General features: G+C 70.0%; 15 protein-coding genes, 1 pseudogene and 1 riboswitch. Of the genes and pseudogenes, 4 read left to right on the forward strand and 12 right to left on the reverse strand.

Annotated features, from left to right (window positions below):
- The first annotated feature begins 14 nt into the window (after positions 1-14).
- Positions 15-917, forward strand: coding sequence for a LysR family transcriptional regulator (locus tag ABD156_RS20685; RefSeq protein ID WP_344275818.1), 903 nt, complete (start codon positions 15-17; stop codon positions 915-917).
- Here ABD156_RS20685 and ABD156_RS20690 read toward each other — a convergent pair.
- From ABD156_RS20690 to ABD156_RS20705, 4 genes are all read right to left on the reverse strand, one after another.
- Complete coding sequence (locus ABD156_RS20690; protein WP_344275821.1) at positions 901-1,254, reverse strand: Rossmann-fold NAD(P)-binding domain-containing protein; 354 nt, start codon at positions 1,252-1,254, stop codon at positions 901-903. The genes ABD156_RS20685 and ABD156_RS20690 overlap by 17 nt on opposite strands.
- On the reverse strand, positions 1,251-1,724 hold the full coding sequence (locus tag ABD156_RS20695) for an NmrA family NAD(P)-binding protein (RefSeq protein WP_344275824.1): 474 nt from the start codon (positions 1,722-1,724) through the stop codon (positions 1,251-1,253). The genes ABD156_RS20690 and ABD156_RS20695 overlap by 4 nt, the downstream gene beginning before the upstream one ends.
- Complete coding sequence (locus tag ABD156_RS20700) at positions 1,721-2,299, reverse strand: TetR/AcrR family transcriptional regulator (RefSeq protein ID WP_344275827.1); 579 nt, start codon at positions 2,297-2,299, stop codon at positions 1,721-1,723. Before ABD156_RS20700 ends, ABD156_RS20695 begins: the two co-directional genes overlap by 4 nt.
- 62 nt (positions 2,300-2,361) lie before the next feature.
- A complete protein-coding gene (locus tag ABD156_RS20705; protein ID WP_344275830.1) occupies positions 2,362-3,051 on the reverse strand; it encodes a nucleotidyltransferase family protein in 690 nt (229 codons plus the stop codon).
- A gap of 20 nt (positions 3,052-3,071) precedes the next feature.
- Between ABD156_RS20705 and ABD156_RS20710 the strand changes: the two genes are divergently transcribed.
- The gene (locus ABD156_RS20710) at positions 3,072-3,446 is read left to right on the forward strand and encodes a nuclear transport factor 2 family protein (protein WP_344275833.1); all 375 of its coding nucleotides are present in this window, start codon (positions 3,072-3,074) and stop codon (positions 3,444-3,446) included.
- A 228-nt stretch (positions 3,447-3,674) separates the two neighbouring features.
- Positions 3,675-3,774, reverse strand: a riboswitch (glycine riboswitch).
- A 33-nt stretch (positions 3,775-3,807) separates the two neighbouring features.
- Here ABD156_RS20710 and ABD156_RS20715 read toward each other — a convergent pair.
- Positions 3,808-4,389 carry a MerR family transcriptional regulator gene (locus tag ABD156_RS20715; protein ID WP_009078853.1) on the reverse strand — a complete coding sequence of 194 codons (582 nt, stop codon included), beginning with the start codon at positions 4,387-4,389 and terminating at the stop codon, positions 3,808-3,810.
- A gap of 259 nt (positions 4,390-4,648) precedes the next feature.
- Between ABD156_RS20715 and ABD156_RS20720 the strand changes: the two genes are divergently transcribed.
- Entirely contained in the window at positions 4,649-5,278 is a 630-nt protein-coding gene (locus ABD156_RS20720; protein WP_344275842.1) for a TetR/AcrR family transcriptional regulator, read from the forward strand.
- Between the two features lie 40 nt (positions 5,279-5,318).
- On the opposite strand, the gene ABD156_RS20725 is transcribed toward ABD156_RS20720, so the two are convergent.
- The 7 genes from ABD156_RS20725 to ABD156_RS20755 form a co-directional block, all read right to left on the reverse strand.
- Positions 5,319-5,792, reverse strand: a complete 474-nt coding sequence (locus tag ABD156_RS20725) for a bifunctional nuclease family protein (protein ID WP_009078856.1) — start codon at positions 5,790-5,792, stop codon at positions 5,319-5,321.
- A 213-nt stretch (positions 5,793-6,005) separates the two neighbouring features.
- Entirely contained in the window at positions 6,006-6,776 is a 771-nt protein-coding gene (gene ftsR / locus ABD156_RS20730; RefSeq protein ID WP_344275870.1) for a transcriptional regulator FtsR, read from the reverse strand.
- Complete coding sequence (gene garA, locus ABD156_RS20735; RefSeq protein ID WP_009078859.1) at positions 6,773-7,243, reverse strand: glycogen accumulation regulator GarA; 471 nt, start codon at positions 7,241-7,243, stop codon at positions 6,773-6,775. Before garA ends, ftsR begins: the two co-directional genes overlap by 4 nt.
- A 124-nt stretch (positions 7,244-7,367) precedes the next feature.
- Positions 7,368-7,751, reverse strand: a complete 384-nt coding sequence (gcvH, locus tag ABD156_RS20740; RefSeq protein WP_037805718.1) for a glycine cleavage system protein GcvH — start codon at positions 7,749-7,751, stop codon at positions 7,368-7,370.
- Positions 7,752-7,806: 55 nt separating this feature from the next.
- The gene (gene clsA, locus ABD156_RS20745; RefSeq protein ID WP_344275877.1) at positions 7,807-8,403 is read right to left on the reverse strand and encodes a cardiolipin synthase ClsA; all 597 of its coding nucleotides are present in this window, start codon (positions 8,401-8,403) and stop codon (positions 7,807-7,809) included.
- A 273-nt stretch (positions 8,404-8,676) separates the two neighbouring features.
- Entirely contained in the window at positions 8,677-8,910 is a 234-nt protein-coding gene (locus tag ABD156_RS20750) for a hypothetical protein (protein ID WP_344275880.1), read from the reverse strand.
- 350 nt (positions 8,911-9,260) lie between these two features.
- Positions 9,261-9,494: a hypothetical protein gene (locus ABD156_RS20755; protein ID WP_344275883.1), complete on the reverse strand. Its 234-nt coding sequence runs from the start codon at positions 9,492-9,494 to the stop codon at positions 9,261-9,263.
- Between ABD156_RS20755 and ABD156_RS20760 the strand changes: the two are divergent.
- Positions 9,481-9,680: pseudogene (locus ABD156_RS20760) on the forward strand (hypothetical protein); the annotation flags it as partial. The gene ABD156_RS20755 and the pseudogene ABD156_RS20760 overlap by 14 nt on opposite strands.

Raw genomic sequence — 9,680 nt, forward strand, 5'->3', positions numbered from 1 at the left:
CATAAGGTGACCTCATGTCTCCCTCGTTGCGCCAGCTCGAGTATCTGGTCGCGGTCGCCGACACCGGCGGTCTCACCGCGGCGGCGGACAGCTGTCACGTGTCGCAGTCCGCGGTGTCGCTGGCGATCGCTTCGCTGGAACGGACTTTGGGCGTGCAGCTCATCCTCCGCGGCCCCGGCCGGACGACCGCGCTGACCGACGCCGGCCGCCAGGTCGTCGGCGAGGCCCGCGCAGTGCTCACCTCGGTCGCCGAACTCGGCACCGCTGCCCGCGACTACGGCCAGGACCTCGCCGGACGCCTGAGTTTCGGCTGCTACACGCCGCTCGCACCGCTGCACGTGCCCGCCGCGCTGGCGACCTTCCGCACCCAGCACCCGGAAGTCGACGTCACGTTCGTCGAAGGCACGCTGCCGGATCTGCAGCACCTCCTGCTGGAGGGCCGTTGCGACCTGGCCGTGCTGTACCGGCAGGATCTGGTGCCGGGCATCGCGGTGGACAAGCTGTACGACCAGCCGCCGAGCGTGCTGCTCCCGCCGGACCATCCCCTGGCGCGCCGCAAGACGGTTTCGTTGCGCGCCTTGGCCGACGAGCCGTTCGTCCTGCTGGACGTACCGCCGTCGGAACGCTATTTCCGGGACGTGTTCGCCTCCGTCGGCCTGCCGATGCCGGTCGCACACCGCACGACGAGCTTCGAACTCGCGCGAGCGTTGGTCGCCCGGGGGCTCGGCTACACGCTCTCCGTGCAGCGACCACCGTTGGAGCGTTCCGTCGAAGGCACGCCATTCGCCGTACGCCCGCTGCGCGAGCGGGTTCCGACGACGCCGGTCGTGCTGGCCCGCGCGGAGGGCGCCCGGTTGACTCGGCGAGCGGAAACGTTCCGCGCTTTCTGCCGGGATTTCTTCAGCTCTGGAGCGTAAGGCGGCGCGGCTCGCGGCCGAGCAGCTCGGCCAGCACCGGACTCGTTTCCGCGAAATGACCTCGGCGGGCCGCCTGGAACATCGTGAGCTTCATCCGCCCGATCTCCTCCGGTTCGCCCGCGATCCACTCGTCGTCGTCCACGACCACGCGTTTCACCTCGCGCCCGATGACCCGCGAGGCGATCTCGGCCACGTCGTCGAACGTCACCGCCTGTCGCGCAGTCAGCGTCACCGGCCCGTCGAATGCGCTGTCTCCGGCCAGAATCACCGCCGCCGCTTCGGCTGCGTCGGCACGATCGGTCCAGGAGACCGGACCGTCCGCCGGGGCTGTGATCACCCCGGTCTCCCGCCAGTTCCCGAGCAGCCAACCGAGGCTGTGCGCGTAAAACCCGTTCCGCAGCGCCGTCCACGCGACCCCGGACTCGGCGAGAATCCGCTCGGTCGCGGCGTGCTCCGGGCCTGGCGGAAAGGGGTGTCCATCCGGGAATTCTGGTGACTGGTGTACAGAATACGTTGCGCCCCAGCTGCTACCGCCGCCTCGATGCCCACGCGATGCAAGCCGACCCCGTCCGCGTGCGGGTCGTTCGAGGAAACCAGCAGCACCTTTTCGGCTCTCTCAAAGGAATGCCGCAACGCCGCCGGGTCCTCATAGGAACCCTGCCGCACCCGTACACCCTGGTCCGCGAAGTGCTGCGCCTTCGCGACATCTCGCACACTGACGCCGATCCGCTCCGCCGGGACGCGCTTGAGGAGGTGTTCCACCGTCGCACCGTTGAGCGCGCCGGTCGCCCCCGTGATCACGATCATGACTGGATTCCTTTCCGCAGCAACGGAAACAGGATGTCGTCGACGAGGTGTCGCACGAACCGCTCGTCGCACCTCTCGCCGGCGAAGACGATCCGGTGCACGATGACCGCGGGCGCGACCTCGGCGAACAACTCGGCCGCGCCCGGCGCCAACTCCTCGCCCGGCAGCCGATCCGTCATCGCCGCCTGGTCCCGGCGCAGGATCCGGCGCATCTCGTCGGCGAGCCGGGCATCGCCGCGCATGCCCGCGAACAGCGCGCCCAGCAAGCCGATCTCCTGCTCCTCGATCTCGCGCGCGAGCCACCCCACGACGGCCAGCAGGTTCTCCCGCAATCCCCCGGCGACGGGTTCGGGCGGAGCAGAACCTTGCCGCTGCTCCACCGCCGCCGCGACCAACGCCGCTTTGTCGCGGTACCGCCGGTAAATCGTCGTCTTGGCCACGCCCGCCCGCGCGGCGATCGCCTCGATGGACAGCTGGTCGTAGCCGACCTCAGTCAGCAGCGCCAAGGCCGCCTCGTGAATCGCGGCGTCCCTGCGGACATCGCGCGGCCTGCCCACACCCGACGGCTCCGGCATCCGGACTCCATTTCGATACGCTACCGTTTCGTATCGAAACTACGCCTCCGCCGAGCCGTGCGTCAACTGGGCCACCGCAGGACGGTCAACTCCGGCCATTGTTCGTGCCACCGCCGGGCTTTCGCCTCGTAACTGCTCCGCGGCGCGTGCCCGGGATTGGGCCGCACGACGAGGTTGAACATGTCGGAGAACCCGTGCGGCGCGTAGACCCGCCACTCCCCTTCGCTGTCCTGCCGAATCCCGAGACACGATGTGGCGGAGGGAAAGGAATCGATGGCCGCCTCGGTGGACGGGTAGGGCGCGCAAGGAACCCCGAAGCGGTCCTCGTACCAGAGATGCACTCGCGCCTCGTTGCGGATTTCCACCGTGACCGGCAGATCCCCGAATCTCCGGGCGCCCTCCTCGATGACCGTGTTCTCCGCTTCCCAGCTGAGATCCGAATCGTCGAAGTAGAACAGGTCGTAGTCCTTGATGCCCTCGGCCGGCGGCCGTCCGGTCACCACGTTCCACACGGTCTGGCATAGGCAACCCGCCGTGAGATACCAGTCGGGAAGAGCCAGATCCGCCGCTCGGGCGAGCACTTCCGGCACCATCTCGTTGCGCGTCACGATCTCGCGGAATTTCCCCAGTTGCCGGTCGATCGGCAGGCGGCCGTAGTCCATGCCCCGGTTTAGCACGGCGAACCGATTACCTCCCGCGTAATCGACCAGCCGCCGTTCCTCCGACAGGCTTGGCCCTACCGAAAACGGCACGACACAAGGAGAACCTCGAAATGACCACCACCGCCCCGACCGCCGCCGCCATCGCCCGCCGCTACCTCGACGTCTGGAACGAGACCGACCCGCAGCAGCGCCGGCGGCTGGTCTCGGAGGTTTTCGCTCCGGGCGCGACCTACACCGACCCGCTCGGCGCGGTCGCCGGGCAGGACGAGATCGACGGGTTCATCGGCGGCGCGCAGGAGCAGTTCGCCGGACTGGTCTTCAGCCTGCCCGCGGAGCCGGACGCGCACCACGATCTCGCGCGGTTCCAGTGGTACCTGTCGGCCCCGGGCAACCCCGAGCCGATCGCGATCGGGTTCGACGTGGTGGAAATCGCCGACGGCCGGATCGCCAAGGTGCACGGCTTCCTGGACAAGATTCCGGGCTGACGCGCGGAAAACGCCGGGGTGTGGTCTTGACCACATCACTGAGGTTCAGACCACCCGGGAGGTCTGAACCTCACCGGCGCGCACGCCACGCCGCAAGAAAGGCGTGGCCCTCCCCACTCTGTCCGTACCCCGAGGGGCGCCTGAGAGTTTCACCCGCGTGGATACCCGGGTTTGCACCGTCGGCGGCACCGGCTGGTGGTCTCCTGCCGATGCGCTTTCCAGAGGCGTCTCGTCCGCGCGGTCCAGGGTGCCTGAGAGGTTCCGGGGAGGACTTGCTCCTTCGGCGCCGGTCCGGGGATGTCGGTCCGGTCTCTCCCGCGCGGGATCGTCGATCGCGCGCCCAGTCTAGCGCGGAGCAAGATCAGCCGGTGCGGCGGGCGTTGCGGCGCTGGGTCAGCTCGTCCGGCACGACGGCCTCGACGAGTCCGCCGTCGGCGCGCTCGGCCGGGAACTCGTGGATCGTGCCGCTGATCTCCTGCATCGCCCCGCTGACCGCGATGCCGAACACGCCCTGGCCGCCCTGGAGCAGATCCACGATCTCCTCCGGCGAGGTGCATTCGTACACCGTGGTGCCGTCGGAGAACAGCGTGACCTTCGCCAGGTCCCGCACCCCGCGCACGCGCAGGTGGTCCACCGCGACGCGGATGTTCTGCAGCGAGACCCCGGTGTCCAGCAGGCGTTTCACGACCTTGAGGACCAGGATGTCCTTGAACGAGTACAGCCGCTGCGACCCCGAACCGTGCGCCGTCCGGATGCTGGGCGCGACCAGCTTCGTGCGCGCCCAGTAGTCCAGCTGGCGGTAGGTGATCCCGGCGATCTGGCAGGCCGCGGGACCGCGGTAGCCGACCAGTTCGTCGGGCAGCGAGGCGTCGGGGAACAGCTCGCCCTGCTCGCCGTCGGCGACAGGTCCGGCAGGTATCTCCGGACGACCAGCCTCGACCACCGCAAGCCTCCCCTCGCCCGGCCTCGCGGCAGGGCGTTCGACAGGCCGGTCGAGCCCAGGATCGGGATCGGCCGGGGAAAACTGCCACGAGCGCGCCGGGTCGGCGAATCACATCGTGGCGATTTACCGCCTTTGACGGTAAGGCTGCGCCGCGAGCCGGTCAACGCGACGCGCGGCGGACCTCAAGGCCGTGTCGAGGCTTTGGCCCGTTCGCCGTACGGGATTGACATTTTTTACTCAGCCGGATAACTTGTTACTCATGCAAGTAAACATCGACACCCAAGCCGAACTCGGCCTCAGCGTCACCGAGGCCACCACCCGGGCGCAGATCATCGGCGCGACCATCGCCACGATCGCCGACCACGGGTACGCGCGCACCACCTTCGCGCGCATCAAGGAGCGGGCCGGGCTCAGCAGCACCCGGCTGATCTCGTACCACTTCACCAACAAGGCCGGCCTCATGCAGGCGGTGCTGAGCACGGTGTCCGAGACCAAATCGGAATATCTGCGCCGGCGCAGCGAGGGCGTCGACCCGGCGGACCGGCAGGCGAACCTGCGCGCGTACATCGAAACCTCGGTCGCGTTCCTGCGCGACTACCCGCAATGCGAGCGGGTGCTGGTCGAGATGGCCGCGCACGCCGACGACCGCGACGGCTGGGCGATGACCGGCGTCATGGTCGGGCAGCTGCGCACCGGCGCGCTGCAGCGGCAGCTGGACCAGGGCCGCAAGGAGGGGGCGTTCGGCGACATTTCGCCGGAGATCGTGGCGCTGTCGATCGCACAGGCCATCGACGGGGTCGCGGCCGCCTACGCCGCGAATCCGGAGGTGGACCTGGACCGCTACGGCCGGGAGCTGGCCGACCTGTTCGCCCGCGCCACCGCGCGATGAACTGTGTCAATGCTCGGCGGGGAAACCCGCCGGGCAAAGATCAGGTGTCGGCGCCGCGGAAGTCTTCCGGGGAGACGGAGTCGAGGAACTCGCGGAACTTCTCGACCTCGTCCTCCTGCTCGTCCGGGATGATCAGGCCGGCTTCTTCGAGCACCGCGTCGACCGCGTGGATCGGGACGCCGATCCGCAGCGCCAGCGCGACCGAATCGCTCGGGCGGGCCGACACCCGGATGTCGCCGTCGAAGACCAGTTCGGCGAAGAACGTGCCTTCTTTGAGGTCGGTGATGACGACCTGCTCGAGCTCGCGGCCGAGCGCGCCGATGACCTCTTTGAGCAGATCGTGGGTGAGCGGCCGGGCGGGCCGGACGCCTTGCTGTTCCAGGGCGATCGCGGTGGCTTCGACCGAGCCGATCCAGATCGGCAGGTACCGCTCGCCCTCGGTCTCCCGCAGCAACAAGATCGGCTGATTGGCGGGCAGTTCGACCCGCACTCCGACGACGCGCATCTCGCTCATCGGGCTTCGCCTCCCTCTCGTGCACACGGGCCGCAGCGCTGGCGACGGCTGACGACCGTTGTCTCCGACGCTACCCGTCATCCGGGCGCTGTGCTCGCTCGCAGCGGACATTCTCGGTTCGTGGTCTCGCGAACCGTCTCTCACGGTACGGCATCCCGGCGCTGAGGTTCAGTCATTGACAAGTGACGGGAACCGCGTCTCGGGCATGGAACGTCAGTCGCCGGCGACGCCGCGGATGCCGGCTTTGACGAGCAGCGTGTGCAGCGTGACCGACAGCGCGGCCAGTTCGCGCACCACCTCGTCCGCGCGGGCTTTCGCGTCCGCGTCACGATGCCGGTACGCGGGGGTCACGATCTGCTCCAGCAGGCCGACCTCGCGGTCGGCCGCGGCGCGGAACGCGCGAAGGTGCCGCGGTTCGAGCCCGAATTCGGTCATCGCCTTGACGGTGCGGGCGATCAGCACCGATTCCGGGCCGAAAAAACCCGCCGCGCCGGGGCGCAGCAGGCCGTACTGGCACAGCTCGGCCAGCGTCGCGTCGTCGATTCCCGCTTGCTCCAGCAGGTCTTCCTGGGTGAGCCGGAGCTCCGGCCCGGTCTCGAAGTCCGCCGCCGCGGGCAGTCCGGCCGGATCGCTCCCGTCGCCGAGCGGAACCAGCCGGCGCGGCAGCTGCGGGGCCGCCGGGACCGGCGCGGGCGGTTGCGCGCCCGCGTCGGCCGCGTCGAGCTGCTCCTTGATGACCTTCAGCGGGAGATAGTGGTCGCGCTGCGCGGACAGCACGTACCGCAGGCGTTCCACGTCCGCCGGCGCGAACTGCCGGTACCCCGAGGGCGTGCGGCCCGGGCGGACCAGGCCTTCCGCCTCGAGGAAACGGATCTTGGAAATCGTGACATCGGGGAAGTCCCCGCGCAGCTGCGCGAGCACCGCCCCGATGCTCAACCCGTCCCGCCGGGCCTCCTGACGACCGGGCTGCCCGGCCGCCGTCACTGCGCCCCCTGGCCCCCGTGCCCCGGGCCGGTCAGGAAGACCAGGCGGAACTTGCCGATCTGAACCTCGTCGCCGCCGGCGAGGACGGCCTGGTCGACCGGCTCGCGGTTGACGTAGGTGCCGTTGAGGCTGCCGACGTCGATCACGACGAACTCCCCGCCCTCGCGCCGGAATTCCGCGTGGCGGCGGGAAACCGTGACGTCGTCGAGGAAGATGTCGCTGTCGGGGTGCCGTCCCGCGCTGGTGGTGTCGCGGTCGAGCAGGAAGCGGGAGCCCGCGTTGGGCCCGCGCTTCACGACCAGGAGGGCGGAACCCGGCGGCAGGGCGTCGACGCCCTGCACCGGTGCCTCGGCGGCCGGCGCGGACTCCTGCTGGCCTTCCATGTCGGCCAGGAAATCGGCCCGGAAGACAGAGGTCCGCTCCGGAGACTGCTCCGGGGGAACGCCGGGCCCGTCGTTCGTGCTCACCTGAGCTCTCCTCTACGCATGAAATGTTGCCATCGACCAAGAACGTGTAGCTGTCAACGTACCGTGCCCGACCGGCCCGGAACCCTCGGGCTCCCCTTGAGGCTCCGGCGCCGGGCCGAGCGGCTCAGCCCTTGATCAGAGCCTGGTACGCCTCGGCCTCGAGCAGCGCCTCGAGACCGGCCGGGTCGTCGAGCCGGATCTCCACGAGCCAGCCCTCGCCGTAGGGGTCGGAGTTGACGAGCTCGGGCGAATCGGCGACCGCGGAGTTCACCGCCACGATCTCGCCGTCGACCGGCGCGAACAGCTCCGAGACGCTCTTCGTGGACTCGACCTCGCCGAAGGCGTCCCCCGCCCCGACCTGCTTGCCGACCTCGGGCAGGTCGACGAACACGACGTCGCCGAGCTGGTCCTGCGCGTATTCGGTGATCCCCACCCGCACGAGCGAACCCTCGCGGGTCGCGACCCACTCGTGTTCCTCGGTGTAGCGCAGTTCTTCCGGAGTGGTCAACGCCGCTCCCCTTCCTGGTGCTGGCTGTGCTCGCGATGCTGACGGCAATCTTCCATCACCGGGTGCGCAGCGCGCGAGCCGCCTGCACGACGTAGAGCGCCCCGGACCAGACATACAGGACGCCGCCCCACACCATGAACGCGTACGCGATCGGCCGCGCGACCGCGGCGACGTCCGAGCCGCCTTGGGTGAGCAGCAGGAACGGGAAGGCGTACATGAGGACGAAGGTCGCGCCCTTGCCGATGTAGGTGACCTCGGGCGGCGCGAACCCGCCTCGGCGCAGCAGCATCACGCAGACGCCGAGCACCAGCTCGCGCAGCACCAGCGGGACGACGACCCACCACGGGATGATGTCGCGGATCAGGAAGGCGACGAGCGTGGCGAGGATGTAGAGCCGGTCCGCGGCGGGGTCGAGCAGCTGGCCGAGCCGCGACATCTGGTCCAGCCAGCGGGCGAGCTTGCCGTCGAGCCAGTCGGTGAGCGCGGAGAAGATCAGCAGGGCGAGCGCCCAGCCGTCCTCTTTCGGGCCGAGCAGCAGCCAGAGGAACACCGGGACGCCCGCCAGCCGCAGCAGCGACAGCAGGTTGGGGATGGTGAGCGCCTGCCGCCACAGGGAGGGCTCGGTCTGGGGCTCGTCGGGGACCGTGGTCACGCGGCCAGCCTAGAGCGGGCGGGGCCGCGGCGTTTGTCCTGGCGGGGTGAACGGCGGGACCGCGGTTGTGCTGCGGCGGCCGTCCCGGCCGCGAGGGCGGCCGCTGCAGGAAGCTCGGCACGAACTGTGTTCCGCTATCCGGAACGCGCGGTTCCGCCGGAAATCCTCGTGCGGGACTCTGTGCGGGGATCCGGCGGTGCCGGTGCGCGGCTGGAACGATTCCGTTCACGGCGCGGGCGAATCGGTGCGGCGGCCGGGAATCCGGCGGAAGTCTCAGCGCGAGCGGCGGCGGCTGGCGGCGCGACGGTGGCTCCATCCGCGGCGCTGCAGTTGCGCGGTGCTCAGCGTTTCCGGACGGCCTCGGCCGTCGGTGCCCACCCAGCGCGGGCGCACGGCACCGGCCTCGAGGACGTAGGGGCGGCCGCCGCACCACACCACGCTGCAGGGTTCGGTCGGCGGATCGGTCGGGACGTCGGTCTCGGCTGCGGGGACGGCTTCGGTGCTCATGCTCTCGGTGACTCGTGCTCTCTGGCGTCGGGCTTCGGGGACCTGGAACGCGCGGGGCGCCTGCCCTGTACGTCGGCGCGGGACCGCCGAGCGTTAACCGCCGCGGGCCGGATTCCTCCGAACGATGCGCGCCGGCGATGCGGATTTCCCAGTCCGGAACCCGAAACTCACCGTCCACAGTAGACTGAACGGAGTCCGCTCCGGTGTGTCGGTGCCGCTCAGCGAGGCGCGAGGGGCCAGAATGGGCGCGACCCCGGCGAAAGGATCGCGGTGCTCCCGTCGAAAGCCGTGTACGGGCCGCTGTGCGCGGCTGTGGTGGTTTTGCCCGCGCTCACCGCCTGTTCGGGGGATCAAGCGCCACCGGCGGCCGCGCCGTCGGCGCCCTCCGCGATCGCCTCGGCAGCGCCGAGCACGCACGCTCCCCCGCCGCTGCCGGAGACCGGGGGCGCGAGCAGCGCGCCGGCCGCGCCCAGCAGCACCGCGACCGCGCCGAAGCCGTCGAAACCGGCTCCGCCGGTCAATCCGGGCACCTGCGGCACCGTCACCGCGGCGAGCGGGATGACGTTGTACGTGTACGAAAACAAAGCCGTCCCGTGCGCGGACGCGATGGCGCTGGTCAAGAAGTTCCACCAGGCGATCAACGGCCGTCAGTCCGCAGGCTCGAACAACCCGGTCAACGCGACCGTCGACGGCTGGCTGTGCGTTTCCGGCCCGCCCGCCGCGCAGGGCGGCACGACGTGCAGCAAGGGCGAGCAGACCGTGCTGGCGGC

The sequence above is a fragment of the Amycolatopsis albidoflavus genome, assembly GCF_039525725.1.
GTDB classification, from domain to species: domain Bacteria; phylum Actinomycetota; class Actinomycetes; order Mycobacteriales; family Pseudonocardiaceae; genus Amycolatopsis; species Amycolatopsis albidoflava.

What these genes read in the sequence shown, in the direction of transcription:
- ABD156_RS20695 (WP_344275824.1), bottom strand. Translation starts at nt 1,724, where the DNA reads ATGATCGTGATCACGGGGGCGACCGGCGCGCTCAACGGTGCGACGGTG.
- ABD156_RS20725 (WP_009078856.1), bottom strand. Translation starts at nt 5,792, where the DNA reads ATGAGCGAGATGCGCGTCGTCGGAGTGCGGGTCGAACTGCCCGCCAAT.
- ABD156_RS20700 (WP_344275827.1), bottom strand. Translation starts at nt 2,299, where the DNA reads ATGCCGGAGCCGTCGGGTGTGGGCAGGCCGCGCGATGTCCGCAGGGAC.
- ABD156_RS20720 (WP_344275842.1), top strand. Translation starts at nt 4,649, where the DNA reads ATGCAAGTAAACATCGACACCCAAGCCGAACTCGGCCTCAGCGTCACC.
- ABD156_RS20750 (WP_344275880.1), bottom strand. Translation starts at nt 8,910, where the DNA reads ATGAGCACCGAAGCCGTCCCCGCAGCCGAGACCGACGTCCCGACCGAT.
- ABD156_RS20685 (WP_344275818.1), top strand. Translation starts at nt 15, where the DNA reads ATGTCTCCCTCGTTGCGCCAGCTCGAGTATCTGGTCGCGGTCGCCGAC.
- ABD156_RS20710 (WP_344275833.1), top strand. Translation starts at nt 3,072, where the DNA reads ATGACCACCACCGCCCCGACCGCCGCCGCCATCGCCCGCCGCTACCTC.